Source organism: Sphingobacterium sp. PCS056, assembly GCF_023273895.1.
In the GTDB taxonomy this organism is placed as follows: domain Bacteria; phylum Bacteroidota; class Bacteroidia; order Sphingobacteriales; family Sphingobacteriaceae; genus Sphingobacterium.
The window spans coordinates 513,212-535,239 of record NZ_CP096883.1 but is presented as its reverse complement, the minus strand read 5'-3'; the positions used below and the strand labels follow the sequence as shown (position 1 = coordinate 535,239).

The window sequence follows — 22,028 nt, the reverse complement described above, 5'->3', positions numbered from 1 at the left end:
TTACATTTGAACCTTTTGTTTTGACTGCAAGGAGTATAGATGATGGTAGAGCCCACTGCCTTTGCTCATCAGTTCGATATGATTACCCGATTCAGAGACGGTACCATTCTCGATCACCATAATCTGATCAGAGTCTACAATTGTAGACAGTCGATGTGCGATTATAATTGAAGTTCTGCCTTTCATCAGTTCTTCCAATGCCATCTGAACTTGTCTCTCAGATTCAGAATCCAGTGATGAAGTTGCTTCATCTAAGATTAATATGGCTGGATCTTTTAATAAAGCACGGGCAATAGCGATACGTTGGCGTTGACCACCAGATAATTTGACGCCTCTTTCACCAACGAGTGTATCATAGCCCTCGGGAAAGTTCATGATGAACTCGTGGGCATTAGCTCGTTTTGAAGCAGTAATAATATGATCTGCTTCGGCATCCAATCGGCCATAAGCAATATTTTCACGAATGGTGCCTCCAAAAAGAAGAACGTCTTGAGGTACAATAGCGACTTGATTGCGGATGTCGGTCAGTAAATATTCTTCACTGCTCATGCCATCATAAAGTATTTCGCCGCCATCGGGCTTATAAAACTGCAACACCAAAGAAGCTATGGTCGACTTTCCGATACCACTTGGACCGACGATAGCAATCTTTTGTCCCGCTTTAGCATGAAAAGTGATATTTTTTAAGATTTTAATATCTGGTCTACTTGGATAAGAAAAGGATACATTATTGAATGTCAGGTCACCATGAAAGTGTTTTCTGATTTCCTTAGAAGTTTCATCAATCGTGATGGGCTCTTGTTCCTCACTTAAGATTTCCAAAACGCGTTCACTGGAGCCCAAAGCTTTTTGAATATTGGCGTATAGCTCTGGAAAACTTCCCATCGAACCGGCAACAAACATCGAATATAAGATATAAGTGGTCAGATCTCCAACAGACATTTCTCCCAGAAACACGAGCGTCGAACCATACCAAATGACGGCAATGACAGCTCCAAATATGCAGAAGATAATAAAAGAAGCAAATGCGCCACGGTAAGTCGCCCCTCGCACTGCTAATTTGACAACTGCGTCGAGCTTATTTGAATAACGCTTGGTCTCATAATATTCATTTACAAAAGCTTTAACATTACTAATACCCTGTAAGGTCTCTTGAACGATGGTATTTGATTCTGCTAATTTATCTTGAGCTTGACGGGAGAGATTACGGATAAATTTACCAAAAACGATGGCTGTAACAACGAGTATCGGCAGTATACAAAGATTCATTAAAGCCAATTTTGGCGACACAAAAACCAATAAAGCTACGCCAAATGATAAACTGATGCATTGTCTCAAGATTTCAGCTAATGTAGTGGTCATGGTATCCTGTATCTGTGCTAAATCTGCAGACAGTCTACTGTTTAGTTCTCCAACGCGCCTATTTGCAAAAAACTCCATCGGAAGAGACATTAATTTTTGGTAAGAATCTCTACGTATACAAGCAAGAGATTTTTCTGCTATTTCAACAAAAATGCGAATTCTAAAAAAGGATACGATTGAAGTAAAGGTGAGGATAGCGAAAGCGATAGAGCCGATTTCGAATACGTTTGCAGGGAGCCATTTATAGGTTTGTCTTCCTTCCGCGGCGTCGATCATAGCACCCAAAAGTGCTGGGAACGTCAGCATAGCTAAACTAGAAAGAGCTAAAAAAAGCATACCTAACAAAAACTTCGTTCTAAAAGGTTTTAGATATGAAAGAATTTGTGCCGCTTTTTTAAATAATTCCTTATTAAGTTTCGGTTTTGGTAGTTCTTCTTCTTGTTTATTTCCGCTGTTAAATCCTCTTGCCATAGACCATCAATTTAATATTGAGACCTGCAAAAATAAGCACTCTAGGTCAATCACTTATCATCCTTTAGTAATTTTTTGGTTTTGATACAGCAAATAACCCAGTACAGCTATGATACCTAGGGCGATATATAGAAAAATATTTGTGCTTTTATCGCTGGAATCTATGTTGTCACGTTCTTTTTTGAGCTTTTCGTTCTCTTTTTGCAGTTTATTGATGGTCGCCATATAGGCTGAAACCTGCTTATCATATTCCGAAGCTAAGTTTTGAAATTTTTGTTTTTCATCATCTTTGATGCTGATAAGTCTGCGTGTTTCAAGAAAGATATTATTGTCGGTGATGACGATATTTTTTAAAATATCGATGGTCTTCTGCATATCATCTTTTGATTTAAACAGTCCAAATATTCCTGTTTTCTTCTCCAAACTCATATCATATTCTCCAAATTTTACCTTTCGGTCTTCAATGAGCTTATTGACACGCATTCGTTGTGCTTCAAAGGAAGTGGAGTCTGCGTTTTGAGCAGAGGCAGATAAGCTTATTAAAAAGAGAAAAAGAACAGAAAGTCGCTTTAATGACTGCATATTAAGATATTTTTAAAACCTTCGTGTAAGACAGATGAATCGTGAAAAAGTTTAATAATCCATGGAGCAACTAATTGTGAAATTCGATCCGGATGATATGTGACTCATCGTCAAACAAGCCCAATAGTTGACTTGCATTGGCTTTATTCATGGCGATTTCCAAAAAATTGCTAATTCCAAACAAGCATAGTTTTTCTCCTTCGGTTACTTCATTATAATTCCAAGAAAGATTGGTGATGGTTTCACTTCTTTTAAAATATAAGGTGAAACTTCTTCCTTTTTGAACCCGATTGAAAAGTTCTTTAGAGATATTTGTGATTGCATTTCCAAATGCATCTACATAAACGACATTGCCACGAATCGTGTCGTTGTCGAATATCGGTTGTAAGGTCACTTTTTCTACTGTTTGGTCAATGCTATTGCCAATGTCAGTCAATTTACCTCCTTTTGCGATATGGCAGGCCGATTTGGTCAATATATCCGCCAGCGGGAAATGCAGGTATCGAAGATCCTGAATCAGGTTTATTTCGACAAGCTCCTGAGGTTGTTCTCCATTTAAAAGCAAGCTGAATATCCCATTATCAGCTCCGACAAAGAAATGATCGTTATAGCGCATTGCTACGTAGCGCGAGCCTTCGTGAAATAATGTGTTTATCCCGATAATGTGAACCGTTTTTTTTGGGAAATAATGATAGGCGTTAGCCAATACAAATGCCGCTCTCGGAATATTGAAGGCAGGTATTTCATGCGTAATATCAACAATTCGGACATCGGGGAGTTCCGATATCAAACTGCCTTTTAATGCTGCCTGATAGAAATCTTTATGTCCTAAATCTGTTGTTAATGTAATAACTCCCATTCTTGTTTATTTCCCTTTATGATATACCCTGTATTTCTTTTTGTTATGGATTTAATCTATCAACCAAAACCTCAAAATTAATGTAAAATTAACTCAAAAAAAAGAAAAGGTACACAAAAGTACGTAATGTCTTCTGATAAAAATAAATACAATCATCATATTCCATACGCTCCGATTACGAACTGACTTTTTAATCTTGATAGCCACCAATATAAAAATAAATAATGAACTCTTTTTTTTATTTTTATTGTATATTCTGCTGTCAGAATTCATATTAATACTGTATTTTTGAATATTGGTTGATGGTTGTTAGTATGTTACCATTACGGAAATAATTCACCTTAAATTGAATGATTTGAACGAATTGCAAATTACATTGGATGATGTCAATCTAGCGATACTTTGGGGTGCTCAAAATGAGCACTTTGACTATATAAAAAAGCAATATCCCAAATTGAGAATTGTCGCTAGAGGCAATGAAATGAAAGTGCTGGGTGATGAAAAACAACTCGAATCTTTTAAAAATTCCTTTGACGATGTTATCAGCCATTTGGAAAAGTACAACAAACTTTCTTTGATGGATTTGGAAAATCTGATGCAGGCAGCCTCTGGATCTGCAGAACAAGAGGAAAAGTTGTTAGCAGAAAAAGCGGCCTCGATCGGTGCGGAACCTATCGTATATGGTCCAAATGGGATTATCGTCCGTGCCCGTACACCAAATCAAAGAAAGATGGTGGATAGCATTTCTAAAAGTGATATCCTATTTGCAATTGGTCCTGCAGGTACAGGCAAGACTTATACAGCTGTTGCCTTAGCTGTCCGTGCGTTGCGCAACAAAGAAATCAAACGTATCATCCTAACACGACCGGCGGTAGAAGCTGGTGAAAATTTAGGATTTCTACCTGGAGATTTGAAGGAAAAAGTGGATCCCTATCTTCGTCCATTGTATGACGCACTCGACGATATGATTCCTCCTGAAAAATTGAAAGGATATTTGGAAAATAGAACAATTGAAGTTGCCCCATTGGCATTTATGCGTGGGCGTACTTTGGACAACTGTTTTGTGATCCTGGATGAGGCTCAAAATGCGACAGATATGCAATTGAAAATGTTTTTGACCCGAATGGGGCCAACTGCAAAATTTATTGTCACTGGCGATGTAACGCAAATTGATTTACCGAGAAAAAACCAATCTGGACTAGCAACAGCTGTCAGGTTGCTGGATAATATTGAAGGAATCGATATTGTTCATTTAAGTGGAGCAGATGTCGTACGTCATAAATTGGTAAAACGTATTTTAGAAGCTTACGGAGATATTTAATAGTCAATAATAAAATGGAGATAGTGAAAGACTATCCACTCATAATATGAACGCAATACAAGAAACAAATTTTAATTTCGAAAATCAAACCGCTTTTTATAGAGGTAAAGTACGTGATGTGTACACCATTGCACATGAATATTTGGCGATGGTTGCTTCCGACCGTATATCGGCATTTGATGTCGTGTTGCCAAGGCCTATTCCTTACAAGGGTCAGGTATTGAACCAGATCGCAGCTAAATTTTTGAAAGCAACTGAAGATATTATTCCAAACTGGGTAGTTTCTGTTCCAGATCCAAGTGTGACTATTGGTCGCATGTGTGAGCCGTTTAAAGTAGAGATGGTGATTCGCGGCTATTTATCGGGTCATGCGTGGCGTGAGTACAGTGCGGGTAAGCGTTCCGTATGTGGTGAATCATTGCCAGAAGGGCTGAAAGAAAATGATAAATTACCTGAACCTATTATCACTCCGACTACCAAAGCTGCTGTAGGTCACGATGAGGATATTTCAAGAGACGCTATTTTAGCTCAAGGAATCGTTAGCGAAGCGGACTATATCCAGTTGGAAAAATATACAAAAGCGTTATTTCAACGTGGTACAGAAATCGCAGCGGAAAGAGGATTGATCTTGGTCGATACGAAATATGAATTTGGAAAAAAAGATGGCGAAATCATCTTGATTGACGAAATTCATACACCAGACTCTTCACGTTATTTTTATGCAGAAGGTTATGCCGAACGTCAAGAAAGTGGTGAACCGCAAAAACAGTTGTCCAAAGAATTTGTTCGTAAATGGTTAATTGAAAATGGATTTCAAGGTAAAGATGGACAACAAGTGCCGGAGATGACAGATGAAATAATAAAATCAATTTCTGAACGATATATCGAACTTTATGAGCATATTGTAGGCGAAAAGTTTGTCTATCCAAATGAGGAAGACGTTTTAAACCGTGTTGAACGTCATGTTGCACAGGCTTTAAAACAATTAAAGTATTAATTGAAAGAATCTAAATTATGAAATATACGATTGATAAGCATGACCGTTATATTGTGATAGAACCGCTTTGTGATAACCTTGATGCAGAAAAAGCCGTAAAACTGAAAGGTGAATTTCTGCTGAGAAATACGGTTGGTCAGCGTAATATCATTTTAGATCTATCCAATGTGCGAAAAATAGATGAAAGCAGTATTCGTCTAGCGCTATTGGCGAATCGCCTTTGTGATTCAAGTGGTGGACTTTTTATTCTTGCAAATTTAGACTCTGAAGTTCTCGATGTATTGGAAATGACACATTTGCAAACCCGATTTATCATTGTTAATTCGGTTAAGGATGCCGAAGATCGTGTTTTTGCACATGAGTTAGAACTGGATTATAGAGGCGAGAAAGAAAAGTAATATGCGATTTGAAGTTTTGATTTTAGGTAATAGCTCCGCTACGCCTATGTACGATAGGCATCCAACAAGTCAAGTCATAAACTTCAATGAACAATTGTTTTTAGTTGATTGTGGAGAAGGTACTCAGATGCAATTGACGCGCTATGGAATTAAAAGCAATAAGATTAATCATATTTTTATCAGTCACTTGCATGGGGATCACTATCTCGGTTTAGTCGGGCTATTGTCCTCCATGCACCTGATAGGACGCAAGAGTGATCTTCATTTATATGGGCCAAAGGGTCTAGATGAGATTCTTGCAGTCCAATTCAAATACTCGGAGACTATACTTCGCTACGATCTGATCTTTCATGAAACTTCGGCTGAAGAACCGCAGGTAATTTTTGAAAATCGATCCATTAAAGTAAGCACTTTTCCGTTGACACATCGTATTGCATGTACGGGATTTCGTTTTGATGAAGGACCGCGTTCGCGGCACCTTCTCGTAGAGGAGATCGAAAAAGCAAAAATACCGGTAGCCTATTATCAATTGTTAAAGAATGGAGTAGACTATGTCCGTGAAGATGGACAGGTATTCAAAGCTGATGCTTTTACTTTACCAGCACCATTATCCAGAAGTTATGTATATTGTTCTGACACCGTTCGTACAGCGAACTACCTGCCTTATATTCAGGATGCGACATTGATTTATCACGAATCTACCTTTCTCCATGAAATGGTTGATCGCGCAAAGGAAACATTTCACACCACGGCTTTAGAGGCAGGAGAAATTGCAAAAGAAGTACATGCCAGCAAATTGTTACTCGGGCATTATTCTGCACGATATAAAGATTTACAACCCTTATTAGTAGAAGCGCAATCCATATTCCCGGATACCATGTTATCTCAAGAAGGAAAATGGTTTAGCGTATAATGATATCGGTTGATTTTCTTTTTATTAAAAAAACTCAAAAACCTAGGGAAAACTGGTCGTCACAGCACCTATTAGAAGATACATTAAAGAGCTATGCTACCGAATAATTTTGCTTACATCCGCAAATATGATTGTGTATCTAAGCAAATTTATCTAAGTTTACGATTTAAAATTTAATAAATTAATGGACACTCCATTCAACTTAACGAAACTATTACGGGAAAATATTAAAAATCTCGTACCTTATTCTTCTGCTAGAGATGAATTCAAGGGGGAAGCATCAATATTAATTGATGCCAATGAAAACGCTTTTGGTTCTCCTTTAGCGCATAACTACAACCGTTATCCAGATCCTCTTCAACATCAAGTAAAGCATAAGTTGTCACAGATCAAAGGTGTTCCTGCAGCGAATATGTTTTTAGGTAATGGAAGTGATGAAGCCATCGATATCCTGTTTCGTGCATTCTGTAATCCGGGGATCGATAATGTGATTTTAGTGCCACCTACATATGGTATGTATGAGGTCTCAGCTAACATCAACGATGTTGCTTTTCGCAAGGTCAATTTGACACCTGATTATCAATTAGATCTTCCAGCGATAGCAGATGCAATTGATGAACATACCAAATTGATTTTTATTTGTTCACCAAATAATCCTACAGGAAACAGTATCAACCGTCATGATATCGAAACGGTCTTGAATAATTTTGATGGTTTGGTTGTAGTGGATGAGGCATATATCAATTTCTCTCCAATAAAATCATTCACTCAAGAACTTGCTGAATATCAAAATTTGGTCGTTTTGCAAACTCTTTCGAAAGCTTGGGGACTAGCTGCTTTACGTTTGGGAATGGCTTTTGCCAGTTCCGAAATTATAGCGGTATTCAATAAAATAAAGCCTCCTTATAACATTAATCAAGCGACACAAGACATCGTACTAGAAGCGTTGGAACATGTCGATCAAGTCAATGGCTGGATCAAGCAAACCGTTGAAGAGCGCGAGAAATTGGTGCAAGCTTTGCAGCAACTTGAAATGGTGCAACATATCACCCCTTCAGATGCAAATTTTATTTTAGTAAAAATGAACGATCCAAGAGGTGTTTACACGCATTTGGTGGAGCACGGTATTATTGTTCGTGACCGTTCGAAGGTAGAACTGTGTGCAGGGTGTCTGCGCATTACCATTGGCACACCAGAAGAAAACCAAATATTATTAGAAAAATTAACCACATTCAATATTTAAAATAATGCCTAATCAGCTCAAACGTGTATTGTTTATCGACCGTGATGGTACTTTAATTTTGGAACCAGAGGATCAACAAATTGATTCTTTTGCTAAACTTAAGTTTTACCCTGGTGCATTGCAATACCTTCCACGCATCGCGAAAGAATTAGATTTCGAATTAGTATTAGTATCCAATCAAGATGGTCTAGGTACTGAAGTGCATACAGAGGAAAATTTTTGGCCTGTCCATCAATTTATTATAGACACATTTGCAGCAGAAGGAGTTGTTTTTTCGAAAGAACATATCGATCGCACGTTTCCTCATGAAAATGCGGCAACGCGTAAACCTGGTATTGGCATGCTCTTGGATTATTTTGATCCTTCAAAGTACAATTTAGCGCAGTCTTTTGTTATTGGTGATCGTGTAAATGATGTGAAATTGGCTCAAAATTTAGGTGCCAAAGCCATTTGGTTACGCAATAATGATGATCTTGGTGTTTTGGAGAATGTACTGATCGACAGTGAAACAATAGGTTTGGAAACAACCGATTGGAAGTCTATCTATGAATATTTGAAGTTGGGTACACGTACCGGTGAACATCATCGTAAGACGAATGAAACCGATATTTATATCAAATTGAATTTAGATGGTTCGGGTAAAGCAGATATAGAAACAGGATTACCTTTTTTTGATCACATGTTAGATCAAATAGCACGTCACGGTGCGATCGATTTGACTGTCAAAGCAAAAGGAGATCTACATATTGATGAGCATCATACCATAGAAGATACAGGTATAGCGTTAGGAGAAATATTTTTGAAGGTATTGGGTGATAAACGCGGTATCGAGCGCTATTCTTACACTTTACCAATGGATGATTGTCTTGCACAAGTCGCACTGGATTTTGGTGGACGTAACTGGATTGTATGGGAAGCTGAATTTAAGCGTGAGAAAATTGGAGATATGCCAACAGAAATGTTTTTCCATTTTTTCAAATCATTCTCCGATGCTTCAAAGTCCAATTTGAATATTAAAGCTGAAGGCGACAATGAGCATCATAAAATAGAAGCGATCTTTAAGGCATTTGCCAAATCAATAAAGAAAGCAGTACGACGTGATGCTGATTATATGGAGCTGCCGAGTACTAAAGGAGTTTTGTAGAAATAGAGGAGAGGGGAATAGTATAGCTATTGTCTCTTATTGGCGGTCTGGTATCTCAGATCTAAAAACAATAAAAATGATAGGAATTATAAATTACGGAGCTGGTAATATTTTTTCATTGACAGCAGCTTTAGAGCGCGTGGGCCTTACCTATGGTATGGTCAATCAGGAAGAGGAGTTAGATCAGTACGACCGCATCATCATTCCTGGAGTAGGACATGCGGGGGCAGCAATGCAAAAACTTCGTGCTTCTGGATTGGCAGAATGTATTCATACGATTAAAAAACCAGTATTGGGTATTTGTGTGGGAATGCAGTTGCTGACCGATTTTTCTGAAGAAGGAAATGCAGACCTACTCTCCATCATTCCTTTAAAGACTTTGCACTTTGATCAAAAAATCAAAGAGAAAGTTCCCCATATGGGATGGAATAGCGTATCCATTAGAAATGACAATCCATTATTCAGCAATATAGAAGATAATGCTTATTTTTACTTTGTACATTCCTATTTCATTGAATATGATACAGCATACACTGCTGCGATGTGTGCATATGGACTACCATTTTCGGCCGCTATAGCGAAGGACAATTTCTACGGTGTACAATTTCACCCCGAAAAATCCGGAAAAGTAGGGGAGCAGTTATTATTGAATTTTTCAAAATTAAGTTAGCAAATAAAAAAAGTTTACAATGTATATTATACCCGCTATTGACGTATTAGATAAGAAAGTTGTTCGTTTGAGAGAAGGAAACTATAATGACGTCACTACTTATGAGATCAGTTTAGAAGAGCAGATTGAGAAATATCATGCAAATGGTACAGAATTGGTACATATCATTGATCTTAACGGTGCAAAAGGTGATTTTAGTAACCAAGAATATTTATTTGACATCATTCAAAAAACAGAAATGAAAATTCAGTACGGTGGCGGTGTTCGCAGTATTGATAAAGTTAAGGAATTAGTGGATGCTGGTATCTACCGTGTTATTGTAGGTACGCAAGCAATTACTAATCCATCATTTTTGGAAGAGTTGAGTACCTTGAACGAAGGCAAAGTAAAATATGCTGATCATATCGTGATCGCTATTGATGTATTGGACGAGGTGATTAAGTATTCCGGTTGGTTAGAGTCATCTCCGATCAAATTAATTGAGTATATCGATAAATGTCTTGCATTAGGCTTTTATAGATTCTTATGTACTGATATCAGTAAAGATGGTAAATTAGGTGGTGCAGGAGTTGAGTTGTATAAGAAATTATTAGATCACTCCCCAATTATCAAATTAATAGGATCTGGAGGTATTAGTTCTATGGAAGATATTAGCAATTTAAACGCATTGGGAACGATGGAATCTGTTGTGGTTGGTAAAGCAATCTATGAGAATAGGATTACCATTGAAGAAATCAAAGATTGGAATCTGAAATCGTTAATTAACTTCTAAGGATGTTAGCAAAGCGTATAATTCCGTGTCTTGATGTTAAAGATGGTCGAACAGTAAAGGGAGTCAATTTTGTTGACTTACGTGATGCAGGTGACCCTGTTGAATTGGCTTGGCAATATTCCCAACAAGGAGCAGACGAATTGGTCTTTCTAGATATTGCGGCCACACATGAAGGCCGTAAAACAACGATCGATTTGGTGAAAGCAGTGGCTCGTCAAGTTAATATTCCATTTACAATCGGGGGTGGAATTAACGAAATGAAGGATGCTGAGATACTGTTAAATTCGGGTGCGGATAAGATTTCGATCAATTCGGCAGCAGTGCGTAATCCCCAGTTAATTAATGATCTCGCTGCAGCTTTTGGAGCACAATTTGTTGTTGTCGCAATTGATACGCGGTACCTAGAAGGACAAAATTTTGTTCATTTAAGTGGGGGGCGTATCCAAACAGAACTAAAGACTGAAGATTGGGTTCGCGAAGCGCAAGAGCGGGGTGCAGGTGAAATTTTACTGACATCTATGGACCATGATGGTACAAAAAACGGATTCGATAATGGATTATTGAAAAAAATCAATGATTCGATTACGATTCCTTTAATTGCATCTGGTGGAGCGGGAAATCAACAGCATTTTGTGGATGTATTTCAACAAGCCAATGTTGATGCCGCTTTAGCAGCTTCGGTATTTCATTATGGGGAAATACTGATCCCAGCATTAAAAGATACGCTAAGGAGCAATGGGATTGTGGTAAGATAAGGTGAGCAGGTTAGAGGGGGAGAAGGTTAGATAGTTAGGGAAGTTAGATCGTTAGTAGGTTTAGAGCGTGAGTGCTATGAAGTTAACCTACTCAAGACTTCCATACAATATAAAAATAGAAATGTTAGATTTTTCAAAAAGTGACGGACTTGTCCCAGTGATTGTACAAGACGCCCAAACATTGGAAGTGTTGATGCTCGGCTATATGAATGAAGAAGCATGGCAAAAAACACAAGCCGAAAAGCGCGTTACTTTTTTTTCGAGAAGTAAAAATCGATTGTGGACTAAGGGTGAAGAAAGTGGAAACTTTCTAGAAGTGGTAGGATTGCATATTGATTGTGATCAAGATACGGTATTAATTAAAGCAAGACCAGCAGGCCCGACTTGTCATACCGGTAGTCGCAGCTGTTTTAATACAGAATTTAATCAAAATTTCGTATTGGAGCTCGAACGTATTATTAAGCATCGTTATGAATTTCCTTCTGACGAGTCTTATGTCAATCGTTTACGTTCAAAAGGAATTAACAAGATCGCGCAAAAAGTAGGTGAAGAGGCTGTTGAAACTGTTATCGCAGCATTGACAGAGACTGAGCATGATTTTATCAATGAAACCTCAGATTTATTATTCCATCTGTTGGTTCTATTACGTGAGAAAGGTATTTCTTTGGAGACCATTGCTAAAAATTTAGAAAGCAGACATCAATAATACGCTAATTTTAAAATACAGCATAAAATTAGGGTCACATGAATTATATTCTACGCGATTTTACTCCAAGAATTGGTGGAAGCTGAAGATAATAAAGATGCACTGAGGTGTGCTTTCAGAAAATAGCAGATAAATTTACTTTTATAGCATAATCATGATATAAAAGTAAATTTATCTAAGTTTGTATACGGCAATTTTTTATTATGGATAAATTCGAAATAGAGCTAGCAGCAACATTAACAGGACATCAAAATCCCATCTTCGCTTTAGAAAAAGGATATTTTGCGCATACATTTTTTTCTGGGGGCAATGATAAAGGTGTGGTTGAATGGGATTCTCAAAACAGAACATTCAAACGCATTTTATGTGCAGTTAGTTCTTCGATTTATGCATTGCATTTAATACCCAATACATCTTATCTTGCCATCGCACTTCGTGAGGGGAAGGTGATGATTGTTGATGTGGAAAATCAGACATTAATAACCAATCTGATGGTCTCCAATAAAGCTATTTTTGCGCTTCAGAGTATTCCTGCTAAAAATGAATTGGTAGCCGTAGGAGAGGATGGTGTCGCGAGTGTATGGTGCCTGAAGGATTATAAAAAAATATATGAATTTGCCATTTCATCAAATACCATTCGGACCATTGCCTTATCGCATGATCAAAAGAAAATTGCATTTGGAGATAAGAACGGTGATATCTTTTTATTTTCTGCAGAAGACTATCATTTCTTGCTTGCCAATCAAAAGCACAGCATGCCCATTACAAGTCTTATCTTTTCGCGTAATAACCTTAAGCTCATTAGTGGGGCAAGAGATGCTGCTGTTAAAATATCTGATGTTGCGAGTTTAAAAGAGCAATACAGTTTTGTGCCCCATATGTTTACCGTATATGGCATCTATCCGCACCCCAATTATCCTGTTTTTGCAACAGTAAGCCGTGACAAATCATTCAAAATTTGGGATGAGGAAACATTTTCTTTGCTTAAAGTGATCAACCGTGATAAATTTTATGACTCCCATACGCTATCCATCAATACGGGACTTTGGATTGATGGAGGTCAATATTTCTTGACAGCAGGAGATGATAAATTGATCAAGGTTTGGGCATTCAAATGATGTCAAACCTGTCTATGACAGTAAAGAAACGATTTCAGTTAAATATTGAGCATCAATTTCATCGAAAGCGTTTAACTCATCGCTATCGACATCCAATATGCCAATGATGCTATTATCTTGATATATCGGAATGACGATTTCTGATTTTGATAGGGAACTACAAGCAATATGTCCAAGGAATTCCTCCACATTAGGTACGATTATGGTTTTGTTTTCTTTCCAGGAAGTGCCGCACACTCCACGACCATATTGAATACGTGTACAGGCTACAGGTCCTTGAAATGGACCGAGCACCAGCTGTTCACCCTCGATTAAGTAAAAACCCACCCAAAAGAAATTGAACTGTTCTTTCAGTGCCGCAGCAATATTTGCAAGATTAGCTATTTGATTGGTCTCACCTGTAACCAAACCTCTGATTTGAGGAACTAAGCCTATATATTGATCTTTCTTCGTTCCTTTGTTTATTGTTAAATCTTCTGCCATAAAAAAAGCGCTATTATGCTGCTCAAAGTTAACAGAATAATAGCGCTTGTAAAATATAAAAATTCTTTCCTTAGCAGATTACAATTTCTTTAAGGCCAATTTGATCATACCCTCTACTGTCAGATTTGGATCTGTTTGAATCACAGCATTCAATACTTTCTCAGAAGTAGCTTTGGTGAAACCTAACATGACCAAAGCAGATAGTGCTTCGTCTGGTAGAGACTGTGCCATCGGAATCGTTGAAAGGGATTCTACACCTTGTTTTTTCAATTTATCTTGCAATTCTAAAATCAAGCGTTGTGCTGTTTTAGGACCAATACCTTTTATTTTCTGAATGAGCGTAACCTGACCATTGACAATGGCAGATTGAATTTCTTCTGGAGTATTGGATGAAAGAATCATACGTCCTGTATTTGGACCGATGCCAGATACCGAAATCAGATTTTCAAATAACTTCTTTTCTCCTTCAGTTGCAAATCCGTAGAGCGTATGTGCATCTTCCCTTACCTGAAAAGAGATGAATAGCTTACACTGCTCCTGGTCTTTTATTAAGGAAAATGTATTTAAGGAAATGTGGATATAATAGCCAATTCCACCCACATCGAGAACGACGTGAGTGGGGGCTTTATGTGCTAATTTCCCGTTAAAATATGCATACATAGCGATACGGAAAAAGAATTAATTACCTTGTTTTTCATGTGACTGTACATCGACTACAGCAATAGTAACCATATTCACGATTTCGCGAACTGAACTATCTAATTGTAATACGTGAACAGGTTTGTTCATACCCAGTAAGATTGGTCCCACAGCTTCTGCATTGCCCACTTCTTGTAACAATTTGTAGGCAATATTACCTGATTCTAAATTCGGGAATACCAATGTATTTGCTGGCTGTCCTTTCAATGTACTGAACGGGAAATTTGCTTCTAACAAATCACTATTCAGAGCAAAGTTTGCTTGTAAATCGCCGTCAGCAACAATTTCTGGATGATCTTTGTGAACGATTTTAATGGCTTCACGTACTTTAGTTGGTGTATTTCCTTCGTTAGAACCAAAGTTAGAATAAGAAAGTAAAGCAATACGAGGGCTTACATTCATTTTTCTAACAGCTTTGTCCAATAATACGGTAATATCTGCCAACTCTTTTGCAGAAGGCTCTTTATTGACCGTAGTATCACCTAAGAAGATCGGACCTTTTTTGGTCAACATCATATACATACCAGCGATACGGCTACCTTCTTTAGCACCGATAACATGGATCGCAGGTTTGATGGTATTGGCATAGTTCTTTGTTAATCCAGAGATCAATGTATCAGCATCTCCAAATTGAACCATACTTGCTCCAAAGTAATTGCGATCAATTAGAAGTTTTTTAGCATCTAATTTAGAAAGACCACGACGTTGTCTTTTTACAAATAAATGTTCAACATATTCATTGACACGTTCTGACTCCATTTCTTCCAATGGATCAATGATTTGTACATCAGCCAATTCAAAACCGAATTCGTTAATTAACGCATTGATTTTTCCTTTTTTACCCAATAAAATAGGAACTGCAATACCTTCTTCTTTTACGATTTGTGCCGCACGAAGCGTTTTGTAATTATCTGCTTCAGCAAATACAACACGTTTCGGATTCCGTTTTGCTGCCATGGTCAGATTGCGCATGATCGCATCATCCTGACCTAATCTCTTGCGAAGTGTTTCTCTGTATTTATCCCAGTCTTCGATGATATGTTTTGCAACACCCGATGCAATTGCCGCTTTCGCTACAGCCACAGAAACCTCAGTGATCAAACGTGGATCATTAGGTTTTGGAATAATATAATCCGCAGAGAATTTTAGGTTGTTGGTGTTATAAGCTAGATTAACTTCTTCAGGAACGGGTTGTTTAGCTAGATCAGCGATCGCTTTTGTCGCAGCCACTTTCATTTCTTCATTGATAGCAGTAGCACGTACGTCTAAAGCACCACGGAAGATATAAGGGAAGCCTAATACGTTGTTTACCTGGTTTGGGTAATCTGAACGTCCTGTACCCATAATCACATCGTTACGCGTGGCAACTGCTAAATCGTAAGCGATCTCTGGGTTAGGATTAGCCATAGCTAATACAATCGGCTGATCAGCCATGGTCAATAACATTTCTGCTGTCAATACGTCTGCAGCTGAAAGTCCGATAAATACATCAGCACCATTTACAGCATCAGCAAGGGTATGGATATCACGATCAGTGGCATAAGTTGCTTTCATCGCATCCAATGTTTCACGATCACGACGGATCACACCTTTACTGTCTAACATGACAATATTTTCTTTTCTAGCACCAGCAGATACGTACATTCCAGTACAGGAAATAGCAGCAGCACCAGCACCATTTACAACGATTTTTACATCCTCAATTTTTTTATTGATTAGTTCACAAGCGTTGATCAGAGCAGCACAAGAGATAATAGCTGTACCATGTTGATCATCGTGCATCACTGGGATATTCATTTCAGCTTTCAAGCGTCTTTCAATTTCAAAACACTCTGGAGCTTTAATATCTTCTAAATTAATACCACCAAATGTAGGTTCCATTGCTTTCACAATGTTGACAAACTCATCTACATTTTTAGTGTCAAGTTCAATGTCAAAAACATCAATATCAGCGAAGATTTTAAATAATAAACCTTTACCTTCCATAACTGGTTTACCAGCTACAGCACCGATATCACCAAGACCTAATACGGCTGTACCATTACTAATTACCGCAACTAAATTACCTTTTGCGGTATATTTGTAAGCGTCTTCATTATTTGCAGCGATAGCTAAACAAGGCTCAGCAACACCTGGTGAATAAGCTAGCGATAAATCTCTTTGAGAATTTGTTGGCTTTGTTGGCACAACAGCTATTTTACCAGGTCTACCCATGGAGTGGTAGTCTAATGCCGCTTGTTTACGATTTACATTACTCATTTTAATTCTTTTATATAGTGCTAGTTTGTTAAACTAAGGTTACAAATGTATCATTCTTTTTTTGAGAAAGAAATGATAAATAGTCAAAAATTTATTCTGAAGGGTCAATTTATTTTAATACATCAAGAAGGGTGAACATTCGTTTGCGCATGGCGGTGGCTGATCCGGAATAATTGTTGACTAAAAGAGTAAAGGTATATTTCTCTCCTGAACTGTTATTTTGGATGCCAGTATAGCCCAATGCACCTCCGATGGTGCCACTTTTCATCTTCATATTATTATATTCTGGTAAACTTTTATAGAATTCGGGGAACCAGGATTGCGATTGAGCGTACTGCATGATTTTGGTCATTGCTGCTGTCGTAACTCTATTTTGAGGAGAAAGACCTGATCCATCTTGATTGTTAAGTTCGCTATTGTTAATCTTTAATTTAGTTTCCCAATATTTCTGTATCAAAGATGCACCTTCGCTTGTTTCTGTCTTTTGTGCAGTTTGATAAGCAATTGCCTTTAAGAGTGCTTCGCCATAAAGATTGATGCTCTTTTGATTGAACCAATAAACAATGGCAGCAAGATCAGGTGACTCATGCGTGTCTAAGTGATGTTTTACGATCGTTGTTCCGGCAAGAACTTGACCGTTACTTGCTGATGTTGCTGTTTTGATCCCGACGTGATCCAGTGCTTTTTCTAATTGAAAGGCTACATCATATGCGGGATCGGGAACGGAAATCTCAATAGTCTTTTTAAGGTCTAAGCCATAAGTTCCGCGGATGTAGATGGTAGAAGCATAGGGGCCCGAATAGGCATATACCTGATCACCAGATCCGTTTTTACCTGTTGTCACCTCATTTATAATTTTGAGATAAGAAAGATCTGCGGTCAAATTTTTAATAGGAGCGGGCTTGCCGATCGCATCATTGGGAGAGAAGACCACACCTACTGCATTCTCTCTCCAGTTAAGTGAAGAGACACCGGCACCATAATAATTTCCAATATCAGACCAGATCCAACCTCCAGGCACTTTGTACCCTTGATAACGTGTGTCGTCACCTATGATACGGCCTTTTATTTCTTTAATACCTGCATTTTGAATGACGTATATCCATTTGTTGATGATCTGTTCTTCCGTTGACTCGGGATAGCGGCTACTTCCTAAAGTAGGATCTCCAGATCCTTCAATAATAATATCGCCTTCTAGTACACCATCTGCCTGAATAGTTCCTGTGTACGTTAAAAGTGTTTTGAATTTATAATCCTTTCCCAAAATGTCAAATGCGGTAGCTGAAGTAATGACTTTCATCGTTGACGCAGTAGCCAAGCCCACATCTTGATTGTGTTCAAAAATAGGTGCTCCAGTACTTGCATCTAATACGGTCAAAGAAGCTGTTGCATTTTTTAATGAGGGATCATTTTCAAATTGTCGATAGGCTGCTTCAATTTTGGATTTTGATGCGGATTGTGAGAATGCGGATGTATGGAGTAACGGGAATAAGCAAATACTAACAAGGGTTAAGGTTGTACTGGTTTTCATTAATGATAATCTTTTCTGTTTTCATAAAGATACTATTGTTTGCTCAGAAATGTTTAATATGAAAGTCAAAAAGTAATACTTTAATACCCCTCTCTATGCCTGTCTGTAAACCTAACTAGGATCTATGCCTATTTTCATAAAAATGGAAGTGCTCCTTGATTTAGAATTGTTATATTGAATATGATCCGACATGCTCAAAAACGGCTTATCGGTCGTGTCCTTATGTTTTTAAAAGCAATATGACATATTGGAATGTTTACCCAAGCGGATAATATTTCGTTGTAAATCATGGATTTAAATTAATAATAAGTTAAGTTTTGACTGTTGTTGTCATGCTTTTCTTTTTCTTGCTAGCTAAATATAAAAATCCATAATCTTCCGCTCTGTGCTCCGCGCTATTATCAATATGTTTCATCTAAAAAAATGGCTCTAAGTTATGTTCGTGTCATTAATTGTGATGAATGATAGATTCTAATAAGTTGATTACTAATGATTGATCTCGTATTTAGGTGATAATTGCAGATGTTCAGTGCTTGATTTTATTAAATCTTTTGATAAAAAACTTAATAAAATATTAAAAATGCATTAACCTTATGTTATTTTTGGAACGTTAATTTTGAGTGTTGATTCATCGTAATCGACCTCCTATTGGGTATTATATTAATTTAAGTAGATGAGAAAGAACTGGCTTTATGTGCTAGGCTGCGTGGCTTTAATGTTTTCTTCATGCCGTAAGGAAACTGACCTAATTTCAAAGTATACCTCCAATCAGGTATATTTTTCAAGTAAAATTGCGGGTCTTCCGCAAACAAGAGTTCAAGGAACTCAATGGAGTGCCCATGATGCCATTGGAATTTTTATGTTCCAAAATGGTATGGCTTTAAACGAAGCTTCTATTGTAAACAATGGCTTTAACCAACCATACACAACTCCTGGTAATGGTAATTTTTCACCTCAAAATGCACAGGCTTCGCTAGAATTTCCACGAGGAAGTAAAGTGAGTTTTGTTGCATATTATCCTTATCAAGAGCATGGTACATTAACACCTTCACTAGACATCAAGAATCAGGAAAATCAAGCTCAACTTGATTTCATGGTAGCACGAAATACAACAGGATTGACTTCGGGGCAAGGTCCGGTAGCCTTATCGTTTGACAGACAAATGAGTAAACTGGAACTTAAAATTAAGGGAGCGGATCTACAGGGTTTAAAAGCTGATTTTATAGCCCTGCCATCGAGAGCGAGTTTCAATCTTTCTTCGGGACAATGGATAAAAGGTAATACAAACACAGATATTGCTGCTCGGGTGTCACAGAATTCGACGAATGAAATGATCGTCGAATGGACAATTTACCCAGGTACACTTACGGCAGAAAATAAAATCGTATTTACAAAGGCCGATGGGAAATCTTACACTTGGAGCATAGGTGAAGGTAAAAGCTATGAAAAGGGTTACCGATATCAGTATGACATCACACTGGGGAAGGACGGAACTGTTACTCCGCAACCTACAGCAGCCTATATGGAGCTGCCGGTAATATCAGAAAGTGGCACGGTCAAGTACAATCTCAAAATGTCGTCTTCTACAAAGAGAAATTACTCCATGTTGTATGATACCGAATATAAGGTGGCTTATTGGGTAGCTTATCCATTAAGCAAGGATTATCTCGGAAGTCAGAAACGGACAGATGTGTGGGCCTACGATCCCGCATTTTCATCAAATTTTCAAGCAAATCTCGAAAAGGGATATCCCAATAATGCGACGTTATTGCTCGACCGTGGTCATCAGCTACCGAGCGGAGACCGGACATACGATTTCGCTGAAAATGCATCCACGTTCTATTATACAAATATGACGCCGCAGAATAGATCCTTAAATCAAGGTTTATGGGCTGATCTTGAAAATAAAGTCCGTACCTGGACTACCCAGTCGGGAGTAGATACCATGTATGTAGTGACGGGTGCGATGGTCACGACCGCAACAGACAAGGTCGTCGATTATGTGAAGGATAATTCTGGGAAAGATGTCGCAAAACCCAAATATTATTACAAAGTATTGGCTATGAAAAAAGGTTCCGATTATTATACTATAGGATTTCGTATGAACAATGTGACGCCGACTAATACAGATTACATGAGCTATACGGTGACGGTTGAATCTCTGGAGAAAGAAACTGGATTTACATTTTTCCCTGCATTAGATCAGGAAACTAAATCGACTATCAATACACAGATATGGCGTAAATAGCGATATGATCATACATTATTAAATCAATTATTCAGATATAAAAAACATGAAAAAGAACCAATTTCTAGGTGCTGCACTGGCACTGATTGTTGTAGGACATTCTTGTAAGAACGATGACTATCGCGATTTGGGAACAAATGATAACGCACAGGTGCAATTTACTTCTTCGATTGCGGGTAGCGTAGCTACACGTGTCACAGGTAATGCTTGGGATGCTGACGATGCTGTAGGTGTATTTATGAAACAAGGTGATGGATTGTCTAATCCATTAGCCGCCAATAAAAAATATAGTACTGGCGGTAATGGTAATTTCTCTGGACAAGGAGCAGATATCATCAACTATCCACAGACAGGATCAGTAGATTTTATTGCATACTATCCATATACAACAAATCTTGAAGGAGCGATATTGCCTGTCACCGTCGCAGATCAGAGTGCTCCAGCTGCTATTGATGTGCTCTACTCCAACAATGCAACAGGCTTGACAAAAGCTAGTGGAGCTGCTAATCTTACTTTTAATCATAAACTGACTAAAGTCGCATTAGCTGTTAAACCAGGAAATGGTTTGACAGATGTAAATGGACTACAGGTGGTCTACCGTAATGTCAATACTACAGCAGCATTAGATCTAGCGACCGGTATATTGAGCGGAGCTGCTGCTGTGCAGAATGTTACAGCAAAAACTACAGCACAAACGGATGCACAGTTGGTGGAAGCAATCCTGCTTCCTGGTGATTTTTCTGCTAAAGAGTTGGTTTTTACATTAGCATCAGGCACCTTTAAATGGACTTTGCCAGCTAATACGACCTTTGAAGCAGGTAAGAAATATACTTACGATATTGTTTTGTTGAAAAATGATGGAGGTAACCAAGTCGCAGTAACCGGCAATGGTACTATTACAGACTGGACAACTGTACCTGGGGGATCTGTAAATGTAGACATCGATGGCAGTCAGACTCCTACTGATCCAGGAAAAGAAGAAACACTTTTCTTGGAAACTTTTGGTGATCCTGATCCTAAAGCATCAAAAAAGGATAGAATTGGTACCTATGCAGGTTATACTGCAACAGGCGTGACATATTCGGATCTCTACACAGCTACATATGCAGATGTGCGTGCTACTTCAACAATAAATGGACATGTGTGGCTACCAGCAAACAAAGATACCGGGTTTAAAATCGAAGGAATTAATGCTGCCGGCGTTACCAATCTGAAGTTATCTTATAAATTAGCTGGTAACGCAGTGAGCTTGCCAATGACAGGGGTAAAAGTTCGTGTTAATGGTGTAGAACTCGCTGTCCCTACAGGAGTACTGGGTGCTGAAGCAAATACATTTTCAACTATTGATATCTCAGGCATTGCAAATAGTAACAGCATCACACTCGAATTCTCTAGCGAAGAAACAGACAATACAAATGGTTACCGTATTGATGACATCAAACTTGTCGGTACAAAATAATAGGGTTGATTAATACATGAAGTTGTAAACAAGAAGAG

Annotated in this window: 20 protein-coding genes; 13 read left to right on the top strand and 7 right to left on the bottom strand. The window is 38.1% G+C overall.

Annotated features, from left to right (window positions below; translation table 11 throughout):
• From MUB18_RS02175 to MUB18_RS02165, 3 genes are all read right to left on the bottom strand, one after another.
• Positions 1–1,833: an ABC transporter ATP-binding protein gene (locus MUB18_RS02175; protein WP_248754851.1), complete on the bottom strand. Its 1,833-nt coding sequence runs from the start codon at positions 1,831–1,833 to the stop codon at positions 1–3.
• A gap of 57 nt (positions 1,834–1,890) precedes the next feature.
• Complete coding sequence (locus tag MUB18_RS02170) at positions 1,891–2,415, bottom strand: hypothetical protein (protein ID WP_045755773.1); 525 nt, start codon at positions 2,413–2,415, stop codon at positions 1,891–1,893.
• Between the two features lie 70 nt (positions 2,416–2,485).
• Positions 2,486–3,274, bottom strand: coding sequence for an S-adenosyl-l-methionine hydroxide adenosyltransferase family protein (locus MUB18_RS02165; RefSeq protein ID WP_045755772.1), 789 nt, complete (start codon positions 3,272–3,274; stop codon positions 2,486–2,488).
• 355 nt (positions 3,275–3,629) lie between these two features.
• Between MUB18_RS02165 and MUB18_RS02160 the strand changes: the two genes are divergently transcribed.
• The 11 genes from MUB18_RS02160 (at position 3,630) to MUB18_RS02110 (ending at position 13,311) form a co-directional block, all read left to right on the top strand.
• The gene (locus MUB18_RS02160; protein WP_045755884.1) at positions 3,630–4,595 is read left to right on the top strand and encodes a PhoH family protein; all 966 of its coding nucleotides are present in this window, start codon (positions 3,630–3,632) and stop codon (positions 4,593–4,595) included.
• A 46-nt stretch (positions 4,596–4,641) separates the two neighbouring features.
• Entirely contained in the window at positions 4,642–5,592 is a 951-nt protein-coding gene (locus MUB18_RS02155) for a phosphoribosylaminoimidazolesuccinocarboxamide synthase (protein ID WP_045755771.1), read from the top strand.
• 17 nt (positions 5,593–5,609) lie between these two features.
• Positions 5,610–5,990, top strand: a complete 381-nt coding sequence (locus MUB18_RS02150) for an STAS domain-containing protein (RefSeq protein ID WP_045755770.1) — start codon at positions 5,610–5,612, stop codon at positions 5,988–5,990.
• A gap of 1 nt (position 5,991) precedes the next feature.
• The gene (locus MUB18_RS02145; protein WP_248754850.1) at positions 5,992–6,903 is read left to right on the top strand and encodes a ribonuclease Z; all 912 of its coding nucleotides are present in this window, start codon (positions 5,992–5,994) and stop codon (positions 6,901–6,903) included.
• A 184-nt stretch (positions 6,904–7,087) separates the two neighbouring features.
• Positions 7,088–8,146, top strand: a complete 1,059-nt coding sequence (hisC, locus tag MUB18_RS02140) for a histidinol-phosphate transaminase (protein ID WP_248754849.1) — start codon at positions 7,088–7,090, stop codon at positions 8,144–8,146.
• 4 nt (positions 8,147–8,150) lie between these two features.
• A complete protein-coding gene (gene hisB / locus MUB18_RS02135; RefSeq protein WP_045752636.1) occupies positions 8,151–9,290 on the top strand; it encodes a bifunctional histidinol-phosphatase/imidazoleglycerol-phosphate dehydratase HisB in 1,140 nt (379 codons plus the stop codon).
• Between the two features lie 76 nt (positions 9,291–9,366).
• The gene (hisH, locus tag MUB18_RS02130) at positions 9,367–9,960 is read left to right on the top strand and encodes an imidazole glycerol phosphate synthase subunit HisH (RefSeq protein ID WP_045752637.1); all 594 of its coding nucleotides are present in this window, start codon (positions 9,367–9,369) and stop codon (positions 9,958–9,960) included.
• Between the two features lie 19 nt (positions 9,961–9,979).
• Positions 9,980–10,732: a HisA/HisF-related TIM barrel protein gene (locus MUB18_RS02125; RefSeq protein ID WP_045752638.1), complete on the top strand. Its 753-nt coding sequence runs from the start codon at positions 9,980–9,982 to the stop codon at positions 10,730–10,732.
• Between the two features lie 2 nt (positions 10,733–10,734).
• A complete protein-coding gene (hisF, locus tag MUB18_RS02120; protein ID WP_248754848.1) occupies positions 10,735–11,487 on the top strand; it encodes an imidazole glycerol phosphate synthase subunit HisF in 753 nt (250 codons plus the stop codon).
• 121 nt (positions 11,488–11,608) lie between these two features.
• Positions 11,609–12,193, top strand: a complete 585-nt coding sequence (gene hisIE / locus MUB18_RS02115) for a bifunctional phosphoribosyl-AMP cyclohydrolase/phosphoribosyl-ATP diphosphatase HisIE (protein WP_094771737.1) — start codon at positions 11,609–11,611, stop codon at positions 12,191–12,193.
• 203 nt (positions 12,194–12,396) lie between these two features.
• Positions 12,397–13,311: a WD40 repeat domain-containing protein gene (locus MUB18_RS02110; RefSeq protein WP_248754847.1), complete on the top strand. Its 915-nt coding sequence runs from the start codon at positions 12,397–12,399 to the stop codon at positions 13,309–13,311.
• A 12-nt stretch (positions 13,312–13,323) separates the two neighbouring features.
• Here MUB18_RS02110 and MUB18_RS02105 read toward each other — a convergent pair whose 3' ends face one another.
• The 4 genes from MUB18_RS02105 to dacB form a co-directional block, all read right to left on the bottom strand.
• Positions 13,324–13,794: a GAF domain-containing protein gene (locus MUB18_RS02105; protein WP_248754846.1), complete on the bottom strand. Its 471-nt coding sequence runs from the start codon at positions 13,792–13,794 to the stop codon at positions 13,324–13,326.
• 78 nt (positions 13,795–13,872) lie between these two features.
• Positions 13,873–14,454: a Holliday junction branch migration protein RuvA gene (gene ruvA, locus MUB18_RS02100; RefSeq protein WP_094771740.1), complete on the bottom strand. Its 582-nt coding sequence runs from the start codon at positions 14,452–14,454 to the stop codon at positions 13,873–13,875.
• A gap of 18 nt (positions 14,455–14,472) precedes the next feature.
• The gene (locus MUB18_RS02095; RefSeq protein WP_248754845.1) at positions 14,473–16,752 is read right to left on the bottom strand and encodes an NADP-dependent malic enzyme; all 2,280 of its coding nucleotides are present in this window, start codon (positions 16,750–16,752) and stop codon (positions 14,473–14,475) included.
• Between the two features lie 109 nt (positions 16,753–16,861).
• Complete coding sequence (gene dacB, locus MUB18_RS02090) at positions 16,862–18,283, bottom strand: D-alanyl-D-alanine carboxypeptidase/D-alanyl-D-alanine-endopeptidase (RefSeq protein ID WP_084405273.1); 1,422 nt, start codon at positions 18,281–18,283, stop codon at positions 16,862–16,864.
• A 673-nt stretch (positions 18,284–18,956) separates the two neighbouring features.
• Here dacB and MUB18_RS02085 point away from each other — a divergent pair.
• Both MUB18_RS02085 and MUB18_RS02080 read left to right on the top strand, forming a co-directional pair.
• Complete coding sequence (locus MUB18_RS02085; RefSeq protein WP_248754844.1) at positions 18,957–20,531, top strand: DNA/RNA non-specific endonuclease; 1,575 nt, start codon at positions 18,957–18,959, stop codon at positions 20,529–20,531.
• Between the two features lie 46 nt (positions 20,532–20,577).
• Positions 20,578–21,990, top strand: coding sequence for a fimbrillin family protein (locus tag MUB18_RS02080; protein ID WP_248754843.1), 1,413 nt, complete (start codon positions 20,578–20,580; stop codon positions 21,988–21,990).
• Positions 21,991–22,028: the final 38 nt, after the last annotated feature.

Excerpts from the sequence above, each read along its gene's own strand:
- MUB18_RS02175 (WP_248754851.1), bottom strand. The coding sequence starts at position 1,833 with ATGGCAAGAGGATTTAACAGCGGAAATAAACAAGAAGAAGAACTACCA.
- MUB18_RS02170 (WP_045755773.1), bottom strand. The coding sequence starts at position 2,415 with ATGCAGTCATTAAAGCGACTTTCTGTTCTTTTTCTCTTTTTAATAAGC.
- MUB18_RS02165 (WP_045755772.1), bottom strand. The coding sequence starts at position 3,274 with ATGGGAGTTATTACATTAACAACAGATTTAGGACATAAAGATTTCTAT.
- MUB18_RS02155 (WP_045755771.1), top strand. The coding sequence starts at position 4,642 with ATGAACGCAATACAAGAAACAAATTTTAATTTCGAAAATCAAACCGCT.
- MUB18_RS02150 (WP_045755770.1), top strand. The coding sequence starts at position 5,610 with ATGAAATATACGATTGATAAGCATGACCGTTATATTGTGATAGAACCG.
- MUB18_RS02145 (WP_248754850.1), top strand. The coding sequence starts at position 5,992 with ATGCGATTTGAAGTTTTGATTTTAGGTAATAGCTCCGCTACGCCTATG.
- hisC (WP_248754849.1), top strand. The coding sequence starts at position 7,088 with ATGGACACTCCATTCAACTTAACGAAACTATTACGGGAAAATATTAAA.
- hisB (WP_045752636.1), top strand. The coding sequence starts at position 8,151 with ATGCCTAATCAGCTCAAACGTGTATTGTTTATCGACCGTGATGGTACT.
- hisH (WP_045752637.1), top strand. The coding sequence starts at position 9,367 with ATGATAGGAATTATAAATTACGGAGCTGGTAATATTTTTTCATTGACA.
- MUB18_RS02125 (WP_045752638.1), top strand. The coding sequence starts at position 9,980 with ATGTATATTATACCCGCTATTGACGTATTAGATAAGAAAGTTGTTCGT.
- hisF (WP_248754848.1), top strand. The coding sequence starts at position 10,735 with ATGTTAGCAAAGCGTATAATTCCGTGTCTTGATGTTAAAGATGGTCGA.
- hisIE (WP_094771737.1), top strand. The coding sequence starts at position 11,609 with ATGTTAGATTTTTCAAAAAGTGACGGACTTGTCCCAGTGATTGTACAA.
- MUB18_RS02110 (WP_248754847.1), top strand. The coding sequence starts at position 12,397 with ATGGATAAATTCGAAATAGAGCTAGCAGCAACATTAACAGGACATCAA.
- MUB18_RS02105 (WP_248754846.1), bottom strand. The coding sequence starts at position 13,794 with ATGGCAGAAGATTTAACAATAAACAAAGGAACGAAGAAAGATCAATAT.
- ruvA (WP_094771740.1), bottom strand. The coding sequence starts at position 14,454 with ATGTATGCATATTTTAACGGGAAATTAGCACATAAAGCCCCCACTCAC.
- MUB18_RS02095 (WP_248754845.1), bottom strand. The coding sequence starts at position 16,752 with ATGAGTAATGTAAATCGTAAACAAGCGGCATTAGACTACCACTCCATG.
- dacB (WP_084405273.1), bottom strand. The coding sequence starts at position 18,283 with ATGAAAACCAGTACAACCTTAACCCTTGTTAGTATTTGCTTATTCCCG.
- MUB18_RS02085 (WP_248754844.1), top strand. The coding sequence starts at position 18,957 with ATGAGAAAGAACTGGCTTTATGTGCTAGGCTGCGTGGCTTTAATGTTT.
- MUB18_RS02080 (WP_248754843.1), top strand. The coding sequence starts at position 20,578 with ATGAAAAAGAACCAATTTCTAGGTGCTGCACTGGCACTGATTGTTGTA.